Genomic DNA, 23,438 nt, shown 5'->3' with positions numbered 1-23,438 from the left:
GCGGCTGGTCGTTTGGGGACCGCCGGAAGAGCAACGGAACCCTGGACCAACACCGTCACGGATCGTGGCCGTCATGGTGATTGGGTTCATGAGCGTACTCTCCGCTTCCGTGTGGCGGTAGCACCCGTGCTATCAGTGGCCCCAGGGCCAGGATCGCGACGGCTGCTGCGGAGACCGCTCGACCGACGGCCGCCGCCACCGGGCCTACAACTTGGGCAGCGTCTTTACCGGTGACATCAGCTCAGTGCCCATCACGGTCGACACCGCTCCACATCAGGACCCTGAAGGACTCGCCCACGCCTACATGGCCCGCCATTGAGCCGGGGTCCGGCAGAGAAGCGACCCTCCGAGGATGCGGTTGGAAAAAAATCATGTGATCGGTCTTGTCATGTCGCTAACCTCGTTCGAAACACTCCACAGAACTGAAGGAGCACCTTGTCCCGGGCAAGTTTCCGCTGCTCCCGTGCGAGACTGATTGGCACTAAAAAACTCCCCATAAGAAGGGTGGCACCGAGAATCGACCGCGTTAAAGTGTCTCCAACCACTCCGGCCAACCCAGAGGCTAGGAGCGTCGGCGCCCAAAACCACGGTCAATTAGGCGCCGGTGAGGGAGCCGAAACTCCCACAGCTTCGGTGCGCTGCCGACACCCGCATGCGAACGAGCTCCTCAAACTACCTCTGCGGCGACAGCGCAAGGAACCGTTCGAGCTCGCCCGCAATCACGGCCGGGATGTCTCCTCGACGGCGCGACCGTCTCGAATGAAGCCTCAAGCCCCAGGCTGCGAAAAAGCGGGTTGCTGGACGGTTGGGGACAGCTGAGATCCAGTCGTAATCGGTTAAGAATCCCCAGGGATTGCTTTCCTGAAAGGCGTCTCGGAGCTCCAGCTGACCCGTGAAGTATGTGGCCCTGGTTAGGTCGTGGTTGTGCCTGCATGTTGAATCATGCGGCGGACGGTGGAGGGGGCGACCTGCGGTAGTTCCTCAAATCTTGGTTTCGCAAACCAATACCCTTGGAACAGGCGGATGCCAGCCGCTTCCAGGAAGAGGAACTCTGCCTCGGTTTCGACGCCCTCGGCGAGCACCGTGATGCCCAACTCCTCGGCGATGCCCACGATGCCGTTGACCACGGCCCGGCGAGCGGGGCTCGCATTAACTCCTCGCACGAGCTTCATGTCGATTTTGAGCAGGTCCGGCTGGAACTCGACCAGGAGCCCCAGCCCCGCGTGACCGGCACCGAAATCATCGATGGCGGTGGTGAAACCATGCCTGCGGTATTCGGTGACGATATTCGTGAGGTGCACGGTGTCCGTGAACTCCTCGTTCTCCGTGAACTCGAACATGATAGACGACGTCGGAAAGCCGCAACGCGCCGCGGCAAGCAGCGTCGCCCGCAGACATGCGGCCGGTTCATAAACCGCGTTCGGCATGAAGTTGATCGACAGCTTCAGATCCTCGCCCGCAGGAAACAGGCGCGATGCCAGCTCGATCGCCTTGACGCGGCAGTCCTGGTCAAAGCGGTAGCGCTCCTCCGGGGAAATTTTCGACAGGACCTCAGATGCACCCTCACCAGACTCGCCTCTGACCAGCGCTTCATAGCCCCATACGCGGTCGCCAAGCGCGTCATAAATGGGTTGGAAGGCCATGCTGAAATCAAATCCGGGTTTCAAAGATGCCGCGCAACCGTTGCATGCCATTCAGGTGCTCCCTCAGTGGTTTCGTCCACCATAGGACATACACTCCATGACGGGCCCAACCGTCACAGCAACTGTCAAAAATTGACCCGGCAACACGGTAGGACTGCTGGCCGTGCCGGCTCGACGGGTGACCTCGCTGGAAGTGCCCGCAGGTTGATCCCCCGCAGAGAGTAACGCCGGCGGAGACCCGATGCTGTGGCCAACGGTCAGACCGGTGTGCTCCGATTTCTTCCGGCAGTTCTCCGGCTGAGCCGATCCAGGTTCAGGGGCAGGAAACAGCAATCGTCTGGTGAACGGTCGTTCATCACTGCGGTGCTATTCGTCTCAGGCCCACCCGGTCCCACCGCACAGCGCGACGATCCCTGCTGGCCCGTCCTGAAGCCGGCCTCGATCCGGAGCGGCCCATCGGTGTATTTCTCCAGGGCGTCGCCCTGGACGGCCCTGATGCCTCCGATTTTTCGAGACCGAGCTGAAAGAACTGTCCCTACTCGTGGTGCCCTTCCGATTCTTCGTCGGTCTTATGCCGGGCCTGCTGCTGATGCTGCCTGAGCTTCGCTTCGGCGTCCCTCCGACGGTAGACAATGGCCTTCGCTTGTTCAGCAGTTGGATGGCGGTGTTCCCGCTCCCAGGCATGGTCGTTCACCCCGGTCCGCGGAGGGGCACCTTCATCACGTGCGCCGTCGTTCTCGCCCATACCATATGGTCCCATGAGGCCCCGGGCGGTGTACGGCACGGGGCCCGCCCAAACTTCAGACACCCCCGAGAGAACCTTACTGTCCGTGCGCACACGGCACACGCTCCAAAGCGAGGCCGACCATTCCAGTTAACGAGAGTGCCCGGCCGTTGCGGCGCCGGCGGCCTGGGCGACAGCGACCGGCAGCGCCCCGATGGTAGCCGGCTGGTCCACCACGAGCAGGGTCCTGCCGTGCTCGGTGACGACCGATGCCCGATGCCGGACCGGATCGGAAGGTACGCCCGTTCCTATACGTTCGCTTCTTCCTGCAAAGAAGCGCCGCCCCCTATCCATGCGAGGTGCGGCTGTCCGGCAAGGCCTGACTGTGTCAAGCCGTTTTGGCCCCGGCTGGACGGCTTGAAGTGGACCCGGTTAATGATTGTCGGACGAGAATCTCAATGCTTCATGGCTATGACCCCGTTACAGGATTGGCCACTAAACGCTGGTTGGTGCGCCGGAAGCTACTACCAATCCCTTGCGCCGGCAGAACAGTGATCGGCGCCGGCGGTGTCACTGTTCAGAACTTCTGTATCCCGAGGAAGAACCTCCAGCGACAATCCGACCGAGTTTGAGGTTCCTAAGGCGCGGGAACCACGAGCCTCGACACACCACGTTCGCGGGCTCATCCCTGTCGTTTCTCCCACTCCACCTTGTTCGACCCAGCAGGACGTTGGCTCCGGCTCCAATAGCCGGTAGCTCCTCGTGGTGACCCTCCTTAGCCTCCGCCCGCTGTCGCGTACAGTGTCTGCCGCGCCTGGTTCCTGAATTGGGCAGGTGAGGATCCAACCACGCGGCGAAAAGCGGTGCTGAATGCGCTCTCCGACAGGTAACCGGTAGCCTGGGCGAGTTCTGCGATGGAGGAGCTGTCATGGACAAGAGCGTCACGCGCGAGACTAATCCGCCATCGAATCAAGTACTCCAACGGCGGAACCCCCACCTGGTTCTTGAAAGCCCGGGCGAATACGGAACGTGACATATGGCTGATCTTGGCCAGTTCCGTGAGGGTCCACGGATGAGCTACGTCCGCATGCATGGCGCGAAGGGCGGCCCCGACACCATCTTCGTCCAAGGCACGCAGCCAGCCTGTGGGCCGGTCCGACTGGCTGGCATGGGCGCGCAGCATGTGCACGAGCAGGAGCTGGGCGAGGTGATTCATCGCCAGCGGTCCACCCGGGGCCGAGGCCTCGACCTCACTGGCCAACATTTCGATCAGATACGCAAGGTGCCTGCCGCGGGGATCAGCCGCGCGGACAATCACCAGCGGCGGCAGGAAATCGGTCAGGACGGATACATTCCTGTCATCGAACGCGAGATGACCGCCGCAAAGATATGTGTGTTGCTCGACCTCCGGGCCGATGCTCACGATGCCGGCCGTCGGGCCCTCCCACAGCGGCTTGGCAGGGCGCGGACGTGCCTCCGGCGAGCTCGCCATGACGTAGGGTGGCGGGTTGCCTAGAAGGTAGGTGTCGCCCTCCTCGAGGAGCACCGGTTCGTGTCCGTCGAGGGTCAGCCAGCATCTACCGCGGACGACACCGCCCACCTTCACGTGGGGGAAGGTGTCGAAACGCAAGGCCCATTTCCCCGCGGCCCGCAGGCTCGGCTCGAGGACCGTTCGCGGCCGCAAAAGACCGATCGCATCGGCGACTGGATCTCCAAACCCGAGCATCACATCCCTTTCGGACGATCTGTAAACAATACCGGACTATATATGTTGAATCGTACCTTACCCCACTGCAGTATTGATGTTGCACAACCCGACACAACCCCTATTGAAGGACGTATACATGGAACAGCTTGACGGCAAAACAGCGGTGATCACCGGAGGAAGCAGCGGCATCGGCCTGGCCACCGCCATGAAACTGGCAGATGAGGGTTCGTTCGCTTTCATCACCGGCCGCCGCGAGGCTGAACTGGAAGCCGCCGTGAAGACCATCGGGGCGGACCGGGCCACCGCCGTTGTCGGCGACGTCGCCAAGCCGGAGGATCTGGACCGGCTCTACGAAGCGGTCCGGGCGCGAGGGAAGGGTCTGGACGTGCTGGTGGCGAACGCCGCGGTCGCTTCGTTCGTGTCGCTGGAACAGACCACCGAGGAACACTTCGATCAGACCTTCGCGGTCAATGTTCGAGGCATGCTGTTCACCGTCCAGAAAGCGTTGCCGCTGCTGAACGACCATGCCTCGATCATCCTGGTCGGATCGACCGCCGCCGATCGCGGCATGGAAGCGTTCGGTGCATACTCGGCGTCGAAGGCCGCTGTCCGGTCCTTCGCACGGACGTGGTCCACCGAACTCAAGGACCGTGGCATCCGGGTGAACGTGGTGTCGCCGGCGTGGATCGAGACTCCTGGGGGTACCGCAGCGTTCGGCGATGAGGAGACCGCTCAAGCCATGAAGGAGCACGTCGCCGCGACAGTCCCGAAGGGCCGCATGGGTCAGCCGGAGGAGGCCGCCGCCGTCGTGTCATTCCTGGCCTCGGACCAGAGCAGCTACGTCGTCGGCTCGAACATCTACGTCGACGGAGGCACGAACCAAATCTAAGAAGGCACCGCGTTCGCGCATGGGTGATGCGCCCAGAGGCGCCGAGGTGTAGTGCTCCAACGCCTCGGCGCCTCCCGGACGGGATTCAATCCAATGCTGCCGTGCTTGAATGAACGCCGTCGTATCCGCAGTGAGCGAGATAGTTGGGCTGATCACCGGGAACTACATTCCCCGTCAGGTGTTGCGGTGGCGTGTTTATGTTTCGGGCATTCCGCTGACTCAGCCCTTCCAGTGGGTGCGGAATGCGGATCGCGGCGCGTGTTCCTGAAATGCTGGGCGGTGCTATCCGCCGGCGGGAGGGGGGACCTCACCGTCATGACCTGGGAGCGATACTGCACCGTGTTATGGACGCGCTGCACCAGCTCAGCGGCGATGGAATCGAGGCGACGGTCCTGGATCTGCGCTGGCTGAATCCCTTGGACGAAGACGCCATCATGGACGCCGGTTGACGCCGGGGAGGTACGGGCGGATGGGTCTCAGGAGGCCAGTGGCAGATTGCGCAGCGCCAGGTCGGCGACGTCTTTGAGGTCGGAGCGTGGGGCCCCGCTGGCTGCCTGCACGGCGATGCCATTGACGACGGTCATGAGGTACCTCGCAAGGAGATGCGGGTCGGCCTGTGGGGGCAGGTCTCCGAGAGCCACCGCTTGTTCGAACCGCCGCCGGAGGCCGGTGTAGCCGTCCTCACGCCAGGCGATGAGGGCATCCCGTGCCACGACCCCGGCCTTTCCCGCCGCGAGGGAGCCTTGGACGCTCAAGCATCCGGCGGGCGAATTGGGCAGGGTGGTTGCCTCGACGGCGCCCATCACGAACGCGCGCGCTACCTCTTCCGCGGTGTCGCGTTCGAGTGCGCGGGTCACATAGGCGGCGGGGCCGGCCGCGTACCGTGTCATTGCCATGCGGAAGAGCGATTCCTTGTTGCCAAACGCCGCGTACATGCTCGAGCGTGTGATGCCGAGCGCGTCGGTGAGGTCGGTGAGGCTGGTGCCCTCATAGCCCTGCGCCCAGAAAACCCGCATCGCCCGATCGAGTGCCTCGTCGGTGTCGAACTCTCTCGGCCGTCCCCCTAGATTTACGGTCTGCATGGCGTCACCTTCCTGCTGGATACCATGACACGTGGTTGTCGCTATGAACTTTAGTCGGTGAACCAAAGCCCGCCGGTAGAACGGCCGGCTGCGTTGGCTTGCGCGCGGGGGCGCTGAGGGAGAGCGTCGGGGCGGCGGTGCGGACAGTCGGCCCACCTGGGGAGGGATCGGTTCCGTGCCGGCGCCTGGGAGCGGGCAGGGGCCCGGATCCGACCCTGCCCGCATGCGGCTTCGCAGCCCTTGGCGTGGGACGCCGTTAGCTGGCGAGTTGCTTCTGCAGAGCCTCCGCGTCGTGAAGGGCGGACATGTGCAGGAACTTGCCGTCCCGGACGGTGTAGATGGCGTACTCGATGATCTCGATCTTCCTGCCGGTCGGTGCGGCTCCGAGCCATTCCTTGGCTGGGGTTCCGGTATTGATAAGGCGTACGGCGAGGCTGTCACCATGGATGGCCAGCTCCTGGGTCTGCCAATGGAAGTCAGGGACCGCGTCGGTGATGCTGTGCAGCTGTGCGACCAGCGCCTCACGGGTGCTTGGCTCGCTGTGCATGACGATGGAGTCGTGGACGAATTCATCCATCCGGTCGAACTCGTGGGCGTTCAATGCCTCGATGTAGCGCTCGTAAAAGTCCCGCAGGTTGAAATCAGACATGGTGGGGTTTCCCTTTTCTCCTCGGCCACGGCGGCCAGGAATCGTCAAATAATCACGAAGACCTCCGCTAGAGGGGTCTAGCGGATGATCCTTGCTACTAGGTGTAACTGCGCAGTAGGAGGTTCTATTCCGATCGGTCCACATCCGACCGAGCGATGGCCTCATTGTGCCTGGGCTGCTGCGACGGTGTTGGCGGAAGCCTGGCTTCATGGTTCCGGCTGGGCGTGGGGTGCCCTTTCGGACCATGCCATGTCGAGCGCTTCTTTCATCACCGAAGCGTCCTGCAGACCCGCGAGAGCGTACCTTCCGTCGATGACGAAGAACGGCACGCTGCGGATCCCGTAGGAGCCGGCGGCAGCCTGGTCGGAGCGCACCGCCTCGAGGTGTTCTTCGGCCTGCAGGGCACGCACGGCATCGTCACGATCGAGTCCGATCCCCTCGGCGATCTGCCCGAGCTGTTCAAGATCGGAGAGGTTGCGGCCGTGAGTGAAGTATGCGGCGAAGACTGCTTCCTGCGCTTCCGGTTGCTTGCCGTGTGTCTTGCTGTAGTGGATGAGCTGGTGGGCGCGTGAGGTGTTCGTGAGCAGGGCGGTGTCAAAGTTCACATCGAGTCCAAGACCCCGGCCCCGCTCGGTGATCTGCTCCAGCAGGGTTGCGGCCTGGTCTGGGGTCATGCCCCTGTTGGCCACGTTGAAGTCCAGGACGGACTGGGTCTGACCGGGGGGCAGTTCGGGCGCGAGTTCGAAGCTGTGAAACTCCACTTCAATCGAACGGTGCCCCGTGTGCGAGGCGCCGGTGAAGGACTGCACCGCTTCTTCCAGGCGCCGCTTGCCCATGTAGCACCAGGGGCACATGATGTCGGCCCACACGTCGATTTTCATGCTGGGAGCGCTTCCCTGTTGCGGGGAGGTGCTGGGGGTAATGCCTGCCGGGCTCATGATTGCTTGTTCTCCTGAACGTTGGAGGGGTACATGGTGGTGACTGCCGGATCAGCCGCCGGGGCGGCGCGCGAGCTGCAGGTTGCGGATGAGCTCCTCGCGGCTCTGGCCGTCGACGTGGTGTTGCCACATCGGGGTGCCCGGGGCACTGCGCCACGATTCCTTCAAGGGACTGTTCTCGACAGCATCGAAGCCAAGGTCGTTGTAGAAGTCCGTGACGAAATCGACGGCCTCGGGGTAGTCACTGGAGACAACCAGGTCCCTGCCAAAACGACAGGTGGCAAGGCCGAAGATGGCCCTTAGTGGTGCATACATCATGCGCGCAGCACTGTCCTGGAGGGCGCTCAGATGGTGTCTGGGAGGCGGCCGCCCGCGGTTCCGCGGACGGCGCTGGCGAGCAGGTCGGCAGCACGCTGCCGTGACACCGGGATAACCGGTGCTGCCCGAAGCCAGGCGAACAGCTGATCCAAGGTCATGCGTTCGGCGGGCCATTCCGGCATGTACGGGAGGACGTAAATCGGAGTGCCTGGTTCGGCGCGCCAGCTGTCGGCCAGCCTGCCGTCGTCCAGCGCATCGTAGCCAAGCGTGTCCAGCAGGTCCACGACGCGTGCTTTCGCTGCTGCGTCCTCACCGCTGATCGGCAGGGTGCTCCGCTCCGGGTCGCCCTTCGGACGAGCACCGTTGCCGAGACTTGCGAAGGCGATGTTGTTGAACGCCTTCACCACAAACGATGACGCTAGATGGGCCTGGACCAACTCACTGGCAGTTGAGGCATTCTCATCAAGAACCGCAATCTGCCCGTCGCGTTGCGGATAGTAGTTGGTCGCGTCGATTACAATCTTTCCTGCCAAAGTGTCAGCAGGCAACTGCTTGTAAACGGGAAGGGGGAAGGCCAAGATCACGATCTCAGCCTCACGGGCGACATCGGTGACCGAACCCGCACGGGCGAGAGGCCCCAGATCCTCGACCAGATCCTTCAGGGTCTCAGGTCCCCTGGAGTTACTGATCATGACGTCCAGTCCGGCCGCGACGGCAAGACGCGCAAACGTTTCACCCATCGAACCCGAACCGATAATGCCCAATGGAGATGTCATATTAATGTCTTTCTAACAGAAGGAATCAGTTGAACCGGACAGGCAAACAGGGGAAGCCGGAGCCACGCTCGTCGTATGCCATCAACCAGTCCAACAGTCATTCGATAGGTTTTATTCCGATCGATCCACAACATGCGGATCAAGCGCCGACCTAAGGCCTGAGCAGTAACCCCTAAGGGCGTTCACGCCCGAAGGGGGTGATGCGTACAGCTCAGCTAGCACGCTTTCCCGCTCGGGTCCGATCGCCGATAACGGAGGTGAGGAGTCCTACGCCCTTCTTGCCACCGAGAAGAACGGGGCAGGGGAGTCCACCTATACGCTCGCCGTCACCGCCCGCGGCATCATCGCGTCCGCCCAGTCGGTGAGTACCGTCGAGCCCGATGGCATCCTGCAGGACAATCTGGCAGGACTCGCAGCTCAGGCGCTCAAGCCGGCCAGCCCCTAGGTACCTAGTGCCCGGGGAAAGCTAAACGGGCTCTTCGGGCGGGAGCAGCGCCGACTGACCCGTGCTGCACCAAGATCACAGCGACCTGCGAAGGCCGCGGCAGGAGGGCCGTCCTCCTTGGCGGATCTGAATTTGGGACTGTCAATGATCATCCTGGCGATCACGCTCGTCATCCGGCGCCGTCAGCCGTGCAGCGTCAGGGACAGCCAGGACTCCACGCGAGCATGAAGGGGTCAGCCGCACTTCCAGCACTCGGCCCTTTCGCTGGACCCCTATGGGTGCGGAGGAGCAGGAATATGTCCGCATGCGGATCGGTCGACGGAAATGGCGAACAATTTCCCATTAGCGCTCCAGCGGAGGTGTGCAGCTCGGGTCATACGGTCGGTACTCCAGATGGGCGACAGTATCCGGTCAGGAGTCAACCCGCTCGATAGGGCAGGAACTCGACAATCTGCGTGCGACGTGTCCGTACACCGTTCCGGTGGGGGCCGCTGACACTGGCTCCGTCTCCGTTGAGTAGTTCGGAGCTGCGTCGGGTCCTGTGGACAGTCCCTCCGCGAAGGACCAGGTGTTCGACCACCCTGAGAGCCTCAGCAATGCCGTCATCGTCGAAGTCGCCGCCAAAGGTCCACCAGCCGAGGTAAGGCGATTGAACGACGACCACGAAGCCGGTGGTCACGTTGAGGCTAAACGGGACCGCGCCTACCCGGTGGGGCCGGACGGCGATGATGTGGGAGAACTCCCCCTGAACCGTAGACACAGTCACCGCGCCAGTATCACCTACCAGAGCGATCACGCGCGCGGTGAGGACGTCCCCAGGAGTTGGCGCGAGTAGTTGTCGGGCCTGATATGCCTCGAGTACCGCGATCGCTTCCGCAACACCGTCTCCCCAATCAAGCTCTCGCCGCAGGGGATAGAGCAAGTTGGTGTGCTTTCGGACGTCAACCACGATCCATTGCTCTCCGACCACAGACAGGGCGCCGATAGTGAGTGCAGGCAGGCTGCCAGAGCGCGTGGCGATTGTGCCGATCTGGACGCCGGTGCCGAAGAGTTCCCGAGCGCGGTCAACAATCTGGCCGAATGCCGCATGATGGGCCTCCGGTATCCCGGGCCCAGGGAAAGCGCCAGCAACCACTTCGCTCGACTGCTGACGCCGGAAAAACTTGAACTTCACCTCGCCTCCCCATGGTTAGCCTCGAATGTACCGCTGGGCCGACCATACTGCAGGACGGCCGGCGTCCCGCTGAGCGACTCCTCACCGGAACGCCAATCCGCACTTTGCTGAACTCTTGATCAGACATGTCCATGCAAAGACCCTCCGGTGCAACTGCACCGGTGAACGACGCCTCGAGCACCGGCTGACCCGCCTAGGTGGTTCACGGGAGAGACGCACTAGACATCACCGACGAGCTAACGCCAAAGGGCGTCGCTCTCAGCCTCGGCGCGAGTGTCTACGATCCAGCCCATCCCATCGGACGGCTGCTCGTCAACTTTCTCGGCATGGTCGCTGAATTCGCTGGGCTCGCCCGTTTTGGAGGGGCCGATGCTTTCGAGCTGCGCGATGTCTTCACGCCGCTTGCGACCAGTACGGCTAATGGATCACACGACGGAGGACTGAAGGCATGACTGCATACATCGTGTTCCAGCGAGACACTACCAACGATCAGCAGGCCCTCGACCGATACTCGGAACGCGCCGACAGCACGCTTGCCGGCCGCGATGTGCAGGTCCTCGTTGACTACGGTACGCATGAAGTGCTCGAGGGCCTCCGATCGAAGGCGTTGTCGTCCTGCAGTTCCTAGACGCGGCGGCGGCGAGGGACTGGTGTTTCGGCGAGCAGTACCAGGAAGTGGTGCAGGACCGGTTCCGGGGCGCGACCTAACGGGCCGTGCTCGTCGACGGTGTCGACGCGGGAGCGTGAGCTGCCGGGGCCACGGCGGCCCAGGAGAAACAGCGGCGCACGACCTTCGAGAAAGGATCCCCGCACGCGGTCTGCCGCGTAGACCTAACGCTTCCTCGTCGCCTGAACCAGAACTGCGGGCACCAGGAAGACCATGCGCGGAAGCGGCGCCCGTAAAGGGCTCGATGGCTCTCCCGTGAACACGCCAAAGGCCGTGGCGTTGGAGGTGGCGCGTGGTACGGGCTCGCGGAATCGGCGCGGCGGGCGGAGCTGCTTCGTCCGTGTCACGGCGTGGCGATTGTCGGGAAGCGCATGCTCAGCCCGTGAACGGCTTCCTCGCCCTGGGACGCGGTCACATCCGGGAGGCAGGGCCGTCGGGTATGGGACCCACGCCCCTGGCTGTGACGTGGGCGCTGGCCTTCGACCAGTGTGGTGGGGGTGTTGGCGACGGTTGGCCAGCATTCCCGCGTGCCACGGTTACTGGATGTAACCCTCGACCTCCGGAATGGGTCGCGCGGCTACTTCCTGGGGGTCGTCCTTGAACTCTCGTTTGGCGCGGCGCTGCCGGAGTAGGTCCCAGCACTGGTCCAGTTCCGCTTCAAGGCTTTGAAGCCGAATGGCTGACGAAGGTTCCGCTGCTCCGCCGACCGGCGAGCTGGAACGGATCTTGTGCTCCTCCTGTACGAGGTTGTTGATCCGCTCGATGATGTTCTCATCACTCATGGTGGTCCTTCCCGGTTGGAAACGATGCCGAATCTGGTTTGTCTCGACGCGGCGTCTCCGATTTTCCGGTACGAACGTCAGGTACGCCACCATTCTGACGTACCAATGTGCCGGCCGCCTGGTCCACGCCATGTGCAGGTGGGCCTGACGTCCAACGAGCCCCGCAGGCGACCCCTGATTCTTCCACTCATATGTTGCTGGTTCCGCGCAGTGATATCGGCAGTGATTACGCCCGTTTGTCCTTCGGATGCGGGCTTTGAAATCGGAAGTCGGGAGCAGGGCAGCGGGGGAGGCGGTGAGGGTACTGGAATGCCACAGGGGCCCGTTCTTGTCCTGCTCACAGTGACAGGCGCCGGCCTGCTGCAGCCCAACGGCGAGTAGCGCAGCCGCCGGGTACTACTTGAGGTCGTCCTCGAGAGCCTTGGCGTCAAGATGTTGACCCGGTTGTGGAGTGCGAAAGATTGGCTCCTGTGAGCGGTTGAGTTGCCTTCCGGCAGCGAGTTCGGCGTCTGGATCAACCGTCTCGGCGTCAAAAAGAACGTCGACGTCGATGTCAAGATCGCGGTCCGAGGGCTCACCTGCCCTGTGCTGATCGGGGCTGTGGTGTTTCGGTGTGAAGGAGATCATGGGACATTTTGACACCTTTGCTGCGCTCCCAGCGACCCCTCCGCAGCGCCGAACCGGCTCCCTTTCAGGCTTACGCCGTGCCGGCGTCTTTCTGCTGATTCCTGCTAAGGCCGGATCGGACGGCGAGCCGGACCCCTCGGTACAGGAGAGTCTCGAGTGCGACGAGGGCGGCTGCTGCAACGGATACCAGGACCAGGGCGGCCAGCGGAGGGATCAGGGCTGCGACAGGAATCAGGGACAGGAGGACAGCGGCGCCGCCGAGCCGCAACCTGTTCCAGCCCCCGCCGATCCGCCGCCAGAACCCAGCACTGCCCAGCAAGTACAGGGCCGAGCCGGCGAAGAGGGCGACGGCGCCCAGGGCGCCGAAGGGCCCTGTCTCGTAGACGTGCGCCAGGACGTCCTCCACCCCGAGCGCTGACAGGACAATCCCGGCGACCATAGGCAGGTGCAGGTAGGTGTAGGCATCGACGGCGGCTGACGCCCGTTCGGCCCCGCGCAGCGCGGCGAACCGGTGCTCCGCGGCGATGGCTGTGACGTCGAAGTGAAGCCACCAGAGGCAGATGGACAGGCCCACCCCGAAGACGGCGCCGACGAGGATCGGGGTGCTGACGGGCTCCTGCGAGGCGCCGACGCCGATCGCCACGATCGATTCCCCGAGCGCCAGGATGACGACGAGGCCGTACCGCTCCGTCCAGTGCGCCGCCGAGTGCACCCGCCAGTTCCCGTGCTGGGAGGTGAGGTAGGTGATGGCGGCGTCGACGGCGACTCCGGCGAGCCAGAACCAGGTCTGCGCCGGTCCTCCGACGACGGCTCCGGTCACGATGAGTGCCGAACCGAGCACCACTCCAACGGCGGTCTTCGCGATCTGCCGGCGCAGGGGCCCGTCATCGCCGGCCGCATAGGCGTACAGGGTCAGGTGCAGGGCGCGGACGGCGACGTAGGCCAGCGCCAGCACCAGGGGCCCGTCGAGGCCCCCGGCGAGGTCATGGAACGCCTCGGGGATGGCCAAGGCGGCGATGAACATGACGACCATGACAACTGATAACCCGAGCCGCATGATGCCCTCATCGACATGGGTCTGGTTGGCCAGCCAGGAGAACGACGCCCAGGACCACCAGAGCAGGGTCAGGATAATCATTCCCTGCAGGACGCCCATGAACGAATGCTCGTGTGCCATGAAACCCGTGACCCGGGTAAAGGCGAAGACGAAGACCAGGTCAAAGAAGAGCTCGAAGGTGGTGACCCGGTGGGATTCATCAGAGACCCTTGCGGCGGGAAGCGGCTTTCGTGATAGTGCCATGGCTCCAAGAATAGGTGTCGGAGCGGAGTTGATTCCTCTATTACCCCCGGCCCGCACCCGCGCCTGTCCCGGCCCGCCCTTCGGTGTGCACTGCGGTCCCTCCGTTGATGACGCTGTCCTGCGGCCGAGAACCGTCGGCGAGGCTTGCCGGGCCATGTGTCCGATGCGACTATCGGTGAGTCGAGGTGTACTAGCGGTATTCAGGGTTGGGATGCGACTTGGAACGATCGTGATCCCTCCACTCCTCGGGGAGATTCCCCCAGGCAGGAATACCGTTATTGCGCCGCAGCATGTCCGCCATGTGAAGCAGATTCCAAGTCATGAAGGTCGTATTGCGGTTCGTGAAGTTGTTCTCCGGTCCGCCCGAGTCTGGGTCGAGGTAGCTGGGTCCTGGACCGGCTTCCCCGATCCATCCCGCATCGGCGGCAGGCGGGATGGAGAAGCCGATGTGCTGGAGGCTGTAGAGGATGTTCATTGCACAGTGCTTAACGCCGTCCTAGTTTCCGGTCAGCAGTGCCCCGGCCGCTTCGAGTGCCCGCGTGGTAGCGATGCCGGGGCGGTGCATGCGCTGAAGGACAGGTTCGGCGCGGTGAACTGATTGGATCCCTGGGTGTGTGAGAGCCGGGAAAGTGACTGCCATGCGTCTTTACCTATCGTCATGTCAGTTGGGCAGCCATCCTGAGGGTGCTTTCGGACCTGGTGCGGGGTGACAGGCGCGGCTGGGTCATCCTCAATGCCTTCGACGGGATCGAGGATGAGGTGTGGCACCGGGAGGCCGAACGGCAGATAGCGGACCTCCAGGCTCTGAAACTCACCGCCCGGCAGTTCGATCTCCGTGAGCACGACGGAGGAACACTCGCTGCGCGCCTCGGTGATCCTGAGTTCCTTTGGGTTCGCGGCGGGAACGTCTTCATGCTGCGCGCCACCATGGCGCGATCAGGCATGGATGAGCTCATCGTGAATCGTCTCGACCGCCCCGTCGTGCCCCACCTTCAGTCCCCGGAACATCCCGAAAGTGAGGCCCTCACCCGGGTGGCCGCCGGATATGACCGGACGAATCAGCCGTACTTGCCGCTTCGAGATGGCCAGGCACTGGTGGTCAACGGCAGCACGACCTCGCCCATCTGAACCCATGGCGGGACATGAAGCTCCTCGCCTAGGCAGTCATGTGACGCTGTCGCGCTGAGGAATCCTCAGCGGGCGCTTTCGGGCGGGGCCGCCGCGGCGCCATCCGCAAGCTGGTGACTGAGTCAGACGGCTTCGAGTGACGCTTAGGCCGAAATCACTGGAGCGGCCCGAAGCCGGTCTGACCGCTGAGGCATCCCACACCAGACACTTTCGCGGGCGGGTTTATTGCAGCAGAGAAGTGATCCGCCGCCCCCGGGCGGCACCGCGAAAGGGAATCGTGAGTGAGCATCCACCCCACTATCCCACTGCAAAAAGCCCGCCATCCTGCGCAAAGTTCACCCGGAAATTTAGAACGGCCACTTTCGGGGCCAATTCACATGGTGACCATAAATGAACATTCTGTGGCGTATCCCTTAGCGCGCCTGGACCGGATAATGGGGCGATGACGACCTATTTCGGCACAAATGAGTTTGAGGGAGCGACCTTTGTCAGGGCAAGTTTCAAGGGCGCCACTCTGCGATTCTCCGATGTCAGCGGTGTGTCGATGCGCGGCGTCGACGTGGACGGACTCGACATCGACAGCCACGACCTATTTTTCGGCAGCCTCTTGATCAACGGGGTCGACGTGGTGCCGCTCGTGGATGCCGAGCTCAACCGACAGTTCCCGGGCCGCGAACTGCAGAAGTCACAGACCCCTGAAGGCCTGCGCGAGGGGTGGAGGGCTGTGCAATCCGCGTGGCAGGAGACGGTGACGGGTACGCCGTCGGACCTGGTGGACGCGCACGTAGAGGACGAGTGGTCTTTGTCTCAAACCCTCCGGCACCTCATCCTGGCGACCGATGCCTGGCTCGGCGGCGGAATCCTGCGGAAGGAGCAGCCGTTCCACGAGATCGGGCAGATTTTTACCGGGGCGGGCGAGATGGGCTTCGACATGTCGATCTTCCGCGTGGACCCGCCTGCGTATGAGGAGATCCTTACGGTTCGGGCAGAGCGACAACGGCAGGTCTCCGATTTCCTGGCCACCGCCACGGCGGATTTGCTTGCGGAGGAACGCGAGGACCCGTGGGGCGGCGCCGACTGGCGTCCCAGCGTCGGCGACTGCATTCGCGTGATCCTGGAGGAGGAGTGGGCGCATCTGCGCTACATCCAACGGGATCTCGCCCTTATTTGATAGAGCCAAAGGCAGCCAGCAAGGCGGCGTAATAAGACCCTCAGCAACCACAGCAACTATCAGCGAAACCAACCGTCATGCAGAGAGAAAGATGGAATGACCATAAACAAGAGCTCCCGATCAGGGTCCATCCCTGTCCATTTCGAAACACCTCGTCTTCGCGTCCGCCCGTTTGTTGCGGCGGACGCTGGGGCCTTCACCGCTTATCGATCCCATCCCGACGTCGAGCGGTACCAAAGCTGGAGCAATTACACCATCGAACAGGGCCGAGCCCTCATCGACTCAATGCACGACGCCCTGCCGGGCGTACCGGGGCAGTGGTACCAGTTCGCCCTCGAGGAGCGCAAGGGCGGCGCCCTTATTGGCGACCTCGCATTGAAGGTGGATGACGCCGAACCGAGTATGGCCGAATTGGGGTTCACCCTCGCGCCCGAGTATTGGGGGAACGGCTATGGCCTTGAGGCAGTTCAGGGATTGCTCGGCTACGCTTTCGGGACACTGCACCTCCGCCGCCTCACCGCAGTCACCGACGCCCTTAACTATCCCGCGGCCCTGCTTCTCGACCGGGTGGGGATGCGGAGGGAGGCGTATTTCCACGAGAACATCTTCTTCAAGGGAGCATGGGGAAGCGAGTACGCTTTCGCGATACTGGACCGGGAATGGGCAGCTGGGTGCGGAGTCCAACTGGATCCGCTGATGACCCGATCAGGGCTTGAGGCCGGGAAGAAGCCCCGGCCCGAAGGTTAGCTTTATTGGAGATCAGTCGCAGGTTACCGCAGCTGGCGCCAATCTCAAGCTAAACATCGTGAAAGTGCGATGGGAGCTGCAGCGGGTGGATGCGCCCGCACTCCTGGCCTTCGCCGGGCACGGGCCGAGGGCCAAAGGGCAATAGACGCCAATCGCCAAGCCCCGGCAGCGGGTAGGTGGTTCCGGTGAGTTCTTCTGATGCTTTCCACAGCGGTGCGGCGGTGGCGGTATCGCCGGCGGCCAGGCTGCGGTCAACCAGCCGGGGTGGGCCGGCCATCTCGCGCCGTCCGCCTGGCCCGGCGTAGCTGCCGCCGGAGGTTGACTCGCATCCCGGCGGGGTGAGGCTCTCGGCGGGGTAGCTGCATGACTGTGGTGAGAATTTTTTTGAGCTGGCTATCCTCCTGGCCGAGCAGCTCAGGCGAAGCTGTCACCGAGAGTTGACGGCCGATGAGCACCATCACTACGAGCGGACGTAGGCTGCGGCGACCTCTGGTTCGCTCGCTGGCGGCTATAGAGACACAGAAAGCGGCCGCGTGGGACCCCGGGGGCCGACCCTTCGACCCCGTCATATGGCAATCAGCCCCGGCCAGCTCAACCGGCCCGCCCCACTGCTCCATACGGCCGTCGATACCACCGCGTTGCTCCTTTTCGCGGCCCTCCTGACCGCACGGGGGGGCGTCATGCTGCCCGTCATGGACACGCCAGCCGCCTGAAGCGCGAATGCCATTGCCTGAAGCGCTGAATCGGCTCAGCTCTCCTGATTGCGCAGGTACGTCAACACAGCCGCAACCCGGCGGTTCTGATCGTCGTTGGGCGGCAAGTCAAGCTTCATCATGACGTTACCAATATGCTTGACGACCGCTGCCTCAGAAACAAACAGACGCCGCGCGATAGCACCGTTGGAGTGGCCTTCGGCCATGACGGCCAGCACCTCCCGCTCGCGGGGAGTAAGCCTGGCCAACGGGTCGCGGTGCCGCCTGATCATCTGACTGATAACCGCCGGGTCAACCGCCGTACCGCCGGCATGAACGCGGCGCAGCGTGTCCGCGAAGTCCGCGACGTCGCTGACCCTGTCCTTGAGCAGGTAACCAATTCCGGCTCCACCGGCGCTGTCGAGCAGTTCGGCGACGTAACTCTGCTCGACATACTGACTCAGGACCACCACCGGAAGGGAAGGGTTTTCTTCACGCAGGCGCACCGCCGCGACGAGCCCCTCAGAGCGGAACGTCGGCGGCATGCGCACATCGGTGACCACGAGGTCCGGCGCGGCGTCGCGTCCAGCGGCGATCAACTTCTCGCCCGTATCCACCGCCGCGGCGACGACGAACCCGTTACGTTCGAGCAGCACCTGCAGACCCTCGCGCAATAACGCGTTGTCCTCAGCGATGACCACCCGCACCGGTTCCAATGCGGCCGGGCCGGTGGTAGCGGAATCAGTCATCCGGGTGGCCCTTCCCAACTGCTGGGACGGTGATGATGATCGTGATGGCCGTCGGTCCACCCAGAGGCGAGTCGATCTCCAGGTCTCCATCCAGGGCGGCGATGCGGTCGGAGATGCCGTTGAGTCCGCCGTTGTCCCGGTGGGCAGTGCCTGCTCCACCGCCACCATCGTCTCGGACCCGGACCTCCACGAGTCCGGGCACTGGCCGCTGGAGCCGGACCTGGGCCTGCCCGGCGTTGGAATGCTTGATGACGTTGGTGAGGAGTTCGGCGACGCAGAAGTACAGGTTGGTCTCAATCTCCGTGGGCAAGCGGCCGGTCAGCCGGTCCTCGACAGCGATGGGGAGGGTAAGTGTGTCGGCCAGTTCGCGGATCGCTGCGCCGAGGCCATGATCGGTGAGGACCTGGGGATGGATGTTCCGGACGAAGCTGCGCAAGGCACCCAGGGTCTGTTTGGCCTGGTCCTGGGCGCGGGCCACGTCAGAGCGGCCGGGGGCATCATCGGGCATGGCGGCCAGGGCGAGCCCGAGCGTCATGCTGACCGACAACAGCTGCGGCTGCACGCCATCGTGCAGGTCCCGCTCGATACGGCGGCGTTCGATGTCGAAGGCACGCACCAGGCGCGCCCGCGACTGCGCGGTCACCGTCAGGTCACGCTGGAGGCGCTGCTCCGGCCGGGTCAACACCTGGAGGACCACCAAGGCATGAGCCCTGGAGAAAGCCGGTGAGGTGACAACGAGCGCGGTGAGCACAGCGACTCCGATGACCGATGCCAACACCGACTGCGGTACGGTGCTCACCGTGAACGGCCCAATCACGATCGCCTCCCGGTCTCCCATTGCCGTCAGCAGCGGGCTGATCAGGGCGACAAGGGATACCAGGACGACCAGCGCAGCGAAGACCGCGATGGCCCCGCCGATCGTGAGCATCATCACGGTGTAGGCCAACGGGCGGATGAGCGTCCGCGGCTCACGGAGCCGGACACCCGGAGGCCCCCCAGCGGATCGGTCGAGCAGAGCGGTCGCTCCGCTCCAGTCGGCCCGGGCAAGAACGACCGAGATAAGCGGGAGTCCCACACCCAGCAGCGCCAGACCCGCGGTGACCAGGCCCGCAGCGGTATCGGTGCCGCGCACAGGGCCGCTGAGCGCAATCCCGATCGGTGTGCCCAGCACCACGACAACGGAAATGACCACCAGGGCCCGGATGCAGACGGCCGCAGAGTAGAGCACCGCTCTCCAGCGCCTGATGACCGGCAGGGCCTCATGTGCTGACTCCGCGTTGATCACCTGACCAGTGTAGAGACGAACCGGCCCCGAAGAAGGTAGGGCCAGCCATACCCTGGATCGACGGGGTGGCCCCACTGCGCACCCCGGGGGTCCTGCGGTGTGATTGATGCATGACCACAACCGACCCGAACAGCACCGTGCTGCATCTCAACGATGTGACACGCACCTACCAGTCAGGCAAATCCACCCTCACGGCGCTCGACCGGGTCACGATCGGCCTTCGTCGAGGTTCCTGGACAGCGGTCATGGGGCCATCGGGGTCAGGCAAATCCACCCTCCTGAACAGTGCTGCCGGGCTGGACATCCCTGACTCAGGACAGATCCTCCTCAACGGCGACGATATCGCGAGCCTCAGCGATGACGTGCTGACCCGGATGCGGCGCACCGAGATCGGATTCATCTTCCAGCAGTTCAACCTCGTCGCGGCCCTCAGCGCAGCGCAGAACGTCGCCCTGCCGCTGCGTCTGGCCGGACGCCGTGACGCCGACAGGGCTGCTACCGAAGCCCTCAACTCCGTCGGTCTGGGCAAGCACGCCCGCCATAAGCCACGCGAACTCTCCGGCGGGCAGCAACAACGCGTCGCCATTGCCCGCGCCCTGGCCACCCGGCCGAGCATCCTGTTCGCTGACGAGCCCACCGGAGCCCTGGACAGTGCCTCCGCAGCCACGGTGCTGGATCTCCTTCGCGCCCTGGTCGATGAGCAGGCCCAGACAATCCTGATGGTCACCCATGATCCGTCGGCCGCCGCCCGCGCCGACCACGTGGCGTTCCTGCGCGATGGACGCCTCGTCACAACTTTGAACGGCGCCGACGCGAACCAGATCGCCGCCACCCTCGCCGAGCTCGAGACGCTGGCCGGTACGGGAGTGCAGGGATGATCGGCCTGGCCCTGCGCACCTTTGCCGACCGCTGGCAGCTCTTCGTCGGCACCCTCCTGGCCGTGACCGCCGGGGTCGCTATCGTCCATGCCGGACTGACGATCATCCTCGGCGTCGAGAACGCCGACGCACCCACGAGCTTGACCCCCGAACAAGCAGAAGCATTCCGCCAGGCCGGCACCGATGCCAGCCAGCTGACCGGGATAGCGTTGATGATCGGCATCTTCCTCACCATCTTCGTTGTCGGCTCGACCTTCGGTTTTGCCGTTGACCAGCGCCGGGGTGATCTCGCCATCCTCAGACTCGGCGGCGTGACCAGGCGCCAGATCCGCAGGCTCCTGCTCGGTGAAGCCTTCCTCGCCGCGCTGCTTGGTGCGTTGGCCGGGGCCCTGCTCGGAACAGTACTGACCACCGTGCAGCGAACCCTTCTGTCCGGGCTCGGTTTCTTCCCCGAAGGCCTCGCCACCCCCAGCCAACCCGCAGTCCTGGTGGTCGACCTGATCGCCGCCCTCACGGTCTGCCTCGCCGGCGCCCGGGGTGCAGCCAAGAGCGCCACCAAAGTCAGTCCCCTGGATGCGCTGCGCCGCAGCAGCGGTGAACGGCGTGTCATGACCCTTGGTCGATGGATCGCGGCCATCACTGCCTTGGCGCTGACCGCCCTCCAGACCTACTTCGCCGCGACGGCCGGCGGATTGGTCCTCCCACTGCTGCTCGGCCTTGGCATCATCATGACCGGCTCGGTCGCAATGAGCCGGCTCTCGCCCCTGCTCGTGCCCGCCGCGGCTCTGGCGCTCACACCCTGGTCGCGCCGCTCCCCGGTCGCGGGCCTGGCAGTGGCGAACCTGCGCGACGCTGTGCGCCGCACCGCCTCAGGCGCGGCGCCGATGATTGTGCTCGTCAGTCTCGTCATGGGCCTCCAAGGAATTGTGAACACCCAAACCGAATCCGGCGCCGCCACGCTGATCTTCGACGCCGACCTGATCGCAACCGGCGAGAACATCGACCTGAACGCACTGGAGAACATCAACGGAATTTCCCTCGCCTCACCCGAGACGGTCGTGCCACTGTCCGTGCAGCTCACCACGGGCGGCGCCACCACCACCGGCCCCGGAACCGTCGTCGCCGTCGACCCCGACGCGTTCAACGCCACCCACCTGCAACAGCCGGACAGCGGTCGTGTGGCCGACTTCGGCCCCGACAGCCTCATTTTCGGTCCCGGCCTGGAATCGACCATCGATGGCGTATACGACCAGATCACCCTCGAGATTGACGGCCGGACCCTTGTCCTGAGCGAGGCCGCCAGGATGTCCGCAACCCCCACCGGAACCGACGGCTACTACATCGACCGCTCACTGCTGCCCACCGACCTGCTCCAGGGGCCCACCACCGTCCTGGTCCAGCTCGCTCCCGGCGTCGAGACGGCCATGGTCGAATCCGCACTCACCGCCGCAGGTGGGTCCACGGTGCAGACACCGGCGGAGTTCACGGAAGAACAGAACAGAGCCAACGCCGCGGGAAACCGTGCCGTGATGGTCATGATAGTCGGGCTCGGCAGCCTCTACGCCCTCATCAGCGTTCTCAGCACGCTCGCCATCTCCATCAGTCAACGCCGCAGCGAACTGGCGACACTGCGGCTCAGTGGCCTCACCCGGCGCCAGATCCAGCACAGCACCGTCATCGAAGCCCTGGCCGTCACCACCATCGGCCTCATCCTCGGCGCCGTCGCTGCCGTGCTCTCCCTCGTGGGACTGTGGACATCGACCTACCGCCTCTACGGCGAGCCGGTCATCGCGATCCCCTGGACGCTCCTGGGCGCCATCACCCTGCTCGTTGCCACGCTCACCACCATCACCGCCCTTCTGGCAACACGAGCAGCCATGAAGGATCCGGCCATCCGGGCCCTCGGAGCACACGAATGAGCCGTGAAGTATCAGCCCGGCTCCGAACGTCGGTCCAGAGGACGCACCGGTTGTCCCTCAGGTCGCCGCCTGATCCGAACTGACCGCAGCCGGGGACCCCTTCATCCCGTTCCCCGGAATCACACCGATGGCAAGGATCTGGCCGATCCGCTTCTCGAAGCTCCGCCCGGGGTAAGGCCGCCGCTCAAATGCCCAGCTGATGCCCGTGACCTTGGCCCATGCCCTGATCAGCGCACCCAGTGCCCTCACCGGTGCGGGCTCTCTCGGAGCCCTCACCGTCCTGACCGGGCTCCTGTTGACCGGCGCCGCCCTCGTCCTGAAACGCCGCAGCCTCTAACCCACCAACCAACCCTCCAACCCTCCAAGCAACCCCACAACCAACGAGCCCTCGAACCTGGATGGTTTGCACATGACCCACCATCCTCGTGTCCAAGGACAGAAACCCGGCCGCACCATCGTGCTCTGGGCGGTACTCACCGCAGCACTGGCCGCCAGCATTCTGGCCACCAACGTAATTGCGATGCCGCTGCTCTCGGGCCCCGCCGCAGCCATCGCCCTTATCTGCGCGGCACTCCTTATCCAGGGGCACCGGCGCCGCAGGCGCGCAGCATCAGGAACAACCCTTTACACCGCATCGGAGCACTGACATGAAACACACCCCCAAATCCGCGGTTATCACCACCGCACTGGCCGCGTCGTTCGCGTTCACCGCCTGCGCCTCCTCGGCTACCACCAAGGACGCCCCCGAGGAAGCACCGAAGGTGCTGACCAGCATCGCTGAACGGCTCGTCGAGGAAGGCTACCCGGGCGCGATCATCACCCGCACCCTCCCGGATGGCACCGCTGAAACCGCCACCGCCGGCACCGCGGACCTCGCCGCCGACGCACCGGTCCCCGCTGATGGTGAAGTGCGTATTGGAAGCGCCAGCAAAACATTCACCGCGGTGGTGGCCCTGCAGCTGGTGGAAGAAGGACTCCTGGAGCTGGACCGGAGCGTCGACACCTACCTCCCCGGCCTCATCAAGGGAGAGGGGATCGACCCGAAGGCCATCACCGTGCGGCAGCTGCTCCAACACACCAGCGGCCTGCCCGAGTACACCACCGAACTCATCGTCAACGAAGCGTCCGCCGAAGGCGACATCTACCG

Annotated in this window: 26 protein-coding genes and 1 pseudogene; 12 read left to right on the top strand and 15 right to left on the bottom strand. The window is 64.1% G+C overall.

What is annotated here, in order from left to right; translation table 11 throughout:
• Positions 1-911 precede the first annotated feature (911 nt).
• The 3 genes from AC4D14_RS17440 to AC4D14_RS17430 form a co-directional block, all read right to left on the bottom strand.
• A complete protein-coding gene (locus AC4D14_RS17440; RefSeq protein WP_490903939.1) occupies positions 912-1,643 on the bottom strand; it encodes an EAL domain-containing protein in 732 nt (243 codons plus the stop codon).
• A gap of 535 nt (positions 1,644-2,178) precedes the next feature.
• Positions 2,179-2,388, bottom strand: coding sequence for a hypothetical protein (locus AC4D14_RS17435; RefSeq protein WP_490903938.1), 210 nt, complete (start codon positions 2,386-2,388; stop codon positions 2,179-2,181).
• Positions 2,389-3,142: 754 nt separating this feature from the next.
• Positions 3,143-4,093, bottom strand: a complete 951-nt coding sequence (locus tag AC4D14_RS17430; protein ID WP_490904042.1) for an AraC family transcriptional regulator — start codon at positions 4,091-4,093, stop codon at positions 3,143-3,145.
• Positions 4,094-4,211: 118 nt separating this feature from the next.
• Here AC4D14_RS17430 and AC4D14_RS17425 point away from each other — a divergent pair, with 118 nt between their 5' ends.
• Together AC4D14_RS17425 and AC4D14_RS17420 are read left to right on the top strand one after the other, a co-directional pair.
• The gene (locus tag AC4D14_RS17425; RefSeq protein WP_490903937.1) at positions 4,212-4,964 is read left to right on the top strand and encodes an SDR family NAD(P)-dependent oxidoreductase; all 753 of its coding nucleotides are present in this window, start codon (positions 4,212-4,214) and stop codon (positions 4,962-4,964) included.
• Between the two features lie 242 nt (positions 4,965-5,206).
• On the top strand, positions 5,207-5,413 hold the full coding sequence (locus tag AC4D14_RS17420) for a transketolase C-terminal domain-containing protein (protein ID WP_490903936.1): 207 nt from the start codon (positions 5,207-5,209) through the stop codon (positions 5,411-5,413).
• A gap of 27 nt (positions 5,414-5,440) precedes the next feature.
• Here the strand turns inward: AC4D14_RS17420 and AC4D14_RS17415 are convergent, their stop codons facing one another.
• From AC4D14_RS17415 to AC4D14_RS17390, 6 genes are all read right to left on the bottom strand, one after another.
• On the bottom strand, positions 5,441-6,046 hold the full coding sequence (locus AC4D14_RS17415; RefSeq protein ID WP_490903935.1) for a TetR/AcrR family transcriptional regulator: 606 nt from the start codon (positions 6,044-6,046) through the stop codon (positions 5,441-5,443).
• 256 nt (positions 6,047-6,302) lie between these two features.
• Positions 6,303-6,695, bottom strand: a complete 393-nt coding sequence (locus tag AC4D14_RS17410; RefSeq protein ID WP_490903934.1) for an ester cyclase — start codon at positions 6,693-6,695, stop codon at positions 6,303-6,305.
• Positions 6,696-6,901: 206 nt separating this feature from the next.
• Complete coding sequence (locus AC4D14_RS17405; protein WP_490903933.1) at positions 6,902-7,576, bottom strand: DsbA family oxidoreductase; 675 nt, start codon at positions 7,574-7,576, stop codon at positions 6,902-6,904.
• Positions 7,577-7,684: 108 nt separating this feature from the next.
• Positions 7,685-7,951, bottom strand: a complete 267-nt coding sequence (locus tag AC4D14_RS17400) for a hypothetical protein (protein WP_490903932.1) — start codon at positions 7,949-7,951, stop codon at positions 7,685-7,687.
• Positions 7,952-7,977: 26 nt separating this feature from the next.
• Positions 7,978-8,715, bottom strand: a complete 738-nt coding sequence (locus AC4D14_RS17395) for an NADPH-dependent F420 reductase (RefSeq protein ID WP_490903931.1) — start codon at positions 8,713-8,715, stop codon at positions 7,978-7,980.
• Between the two features lie 875 nt (positions 8,716-9,590).
• Positions 9,591-10,346 (bottom strand): hypothetical protein, encoded by a 756-nt coding sequence (locus tag AC4D14_RS17390; RefSeq protein WP_490903930.1) that lies wholly within the window; start codon positions 10,344-10,346, stop codon positions 9,591-9,593.
• 448 nt (positions 10,347-10,794) lie between these two features.
• Between AC4D14_RS17390 and AC4D14_RS17385 the strand changes: the two genes are divergently transcribed.
• Positions 10,795-10,974, top strand: a complete 180-nt coding sequence (locus tag AC4D14_RS17385; RefSeq protein WP_490903928.1) for a DUF1330 domain-containing protein — start codon at positions 10,795-10,797, stop codon at positions 10,972-10,974.
• Between the two features lie 575 nt (positions 10,975-11,549).
• Here AC4D14_RS17385 and AC4D14_RS17380 read toward each other — a convergent pair.
• From AC4D14_RS17380 to AC4D14_RS17365, 4 genes and pseudogenes are all read right to left on the bottom strand, one after another.
• Positions 11,550-11,795 (bottom strand): DUF2630 family protein, encoded by a 246-nt coding sequence (locus AC4D14_RS17380; protein ID WP_490903927.1) that lies wholly within the window; start codon positions 11,793-11,795, stop codon positions 11,550-11,552.
• A gap of 396 nt (positions 11,796-12,191) precedes the next feature.
• Complete coding sequence (locus tag AC4D14_RS17375; protein WP_490903926.1) at positions 12,192-12,422, bottom strand: hypothetical protein; 231 nt, start codon at positions 12,420-12,422, stop codon at positions 12,192-12,194.
• A gap of 70 nt (positions 12,423-12,492) precedes the next feature.
• The gene (locus tag AC4D14_RS17370; protein ID WP_490903925.1) at positions 12,493-13,722 is read right to left on the bottom strand and encodes a low temperature requirement protein A; all 1,230 of its coding nucleotides are present in this window, start codon (positions 13,720-13,722) and stop codon (positions 12,493-12,495) included.
• Positions 13,723-13,912: 190 nt separating this feature from the next.
• Positions 13,913-14,251, bottom strand: a pseudogene (locus tag AC4D14_RS17365) (flavodoxin family protein); the annotation flags it as partial.
• A 155-nt stretch (positions 14,252-14,406) separates the two neighbouring features.
• On the opposite strand from AC4D14_RS17365, the gene AC4D14_RS17360 reads away from it, so the two are divergent.
• The 4 genes from AC4D14_RS17360 to AC4D14_RS17345 all read left to right on the top strand — a co-directional run bounded on the left by AC4D14_RS17360 (position 14,407) and on the right by AC4D14_RS17345 (position 17,481).
• On the top strand, positions 14,407-14,850 hold the full coding sequence (locus tag AC4D14_RS17360; RefSeq protein WP_490903924.1) for a hypothetical protein: 444 nt from the start codon (positions 14,407-14,409) through the stop codon (positions 14,848-14,850).
• A gap of 442 nt (positions 14,851-15,292) precedes the next feature.
• Entirely contained in the window at positions 15,293-16,021 is a 729-nt protein-coding gene (locus tag AC4D14_RS17355; protein WP_490903923.1) for a DinB family protein, read from the top strand.
• Between the two features lie 96 nt (positions 16,022-16,117).
• Positions 16,118-16,768: a GNAT family N-acetyltransferase gene (locus tag AC4D14_RS17350; protein ID WP_490903922.1), complete on the top strand. Its 651-nt coding sequence runs from the start codon at positions 16,118-16,120 to the stop codon at positions 16,766-16,768.
• A 569-nt stretch (positions 16,769-17,337) separates the two neighbouring features.
• On the top strand, positions 17,338-17,481 hold the full coding sequence (locus AC4D14_RS17345) for a hypothetical protein (protein ID WP_490903921.1): 144 nt from the start codon (positions 17,338-17,340) through the stop codon (positions 17,479-17,481).
• Between the two features lie 35 nt (positions 17,482-17,516).
• On the opposite strand, the gene AC4D14_RS17340 is transcribed toward AC4D14_RS17345, so the two are convergent.
• Both AC4D14_RS17340 and AC4D14_RS17335 read right to left on the bottom strand, forming a co-directional pair.
• Positions 17,517-18,209 (bottom strand): response regulator transcription factor, encoded by a 693-nt coding sequence (locus AC4D14_RS17340; RefSeq protein WP_490903920.1) that lies wholly within the window; start codon positions 18,207-18,209, stop codon positions 17,517-17,519.
• On the bottom strand, positions 18,202-19,494 hold the full coding sequence (locus tag AC4D14_RS17335) for a sensor histidine kinase (RefSeq protein ID WP_490903919.1): 1,293 nt from the start codon (positions 19,492-19,494) through the stop codon (positions 18,202-18,204). Before AC4D14_RS17335 ends, AC4D14_RS17340 begins: the two co-directional genes overlap by 8 nt.
• A gap of 110 nt (positions 19,495-19,604) precedes the next feature.
• Between AC4D14_RS17335 and AC4D14_RS17330 the strand changes: the two genes are divergently transcribed.
• The 5 genes from AC4D14_RS17330 to AC4D14_RS17310 all read left to right on the top strand — a co-directional run.
• Positions 19,605-20,372 (top strand): ABC transporter ATP-binding protein, encoded by a 768-nt coding sequence (locus tag AC4D14_RS17330; protein ID WP_490903918.1) that lies wholly within the window; start codon positions 19,605-19,607, stop codon positions 20,370-20,372.
• Complete coding sequence (locus AC4D14_RS17325; protein ID WP_490903917.1) at positions 20,369-22,291, top strand: FtsX-like permease family protein; 1,923 nt, start codon at positions 20,369-20,371, stop codon at positions 22,289-22,291. The genes AC4D14_RS17330 and AC4D14_RS17325 overlap by 4 nt, the downstream gene beginning before the upstream one ends.
• 199 nt (positions 22,292-22,490) lie before the next feature.
• Positions 22,491-22,628, top strand: a complete 138-nt coding sequence (locus tag AC4D14_RS17320; RefSeq protein WP_490903916.1) for a hypothetical protein — start codon at positions 22,491-22,493, stop codon at positions 22,626-22,628.
• 72 nt (positions 22,629-22,700) lie between these two features.
• Complete coding sequence (locus AC4D14_RS17315) at positions 22,701-22,937, top strand: hypothetical protein (protein WP_490903915.1); 237 nt, start codon at positions 22,701-22,703, stop codon at positions 22,935-22,937.
• 1 nt (position 22,938) lies between these two features.
• Positions 22,939-23,438 (top strand): serine hydrolase domain-containing protein (locus AC4D14_RS17310; RefSeq protein WP_490903914.1); only part of this gene is annotated, 500 nt, incomplete at its 3' end.

It is taken from the genome of Arthrobacter sp. TJ-254 (genome assembly GCF_058269175.1).
This window is presented reverse-complemented; position numbering and strand designations above follow the sequence as displayed.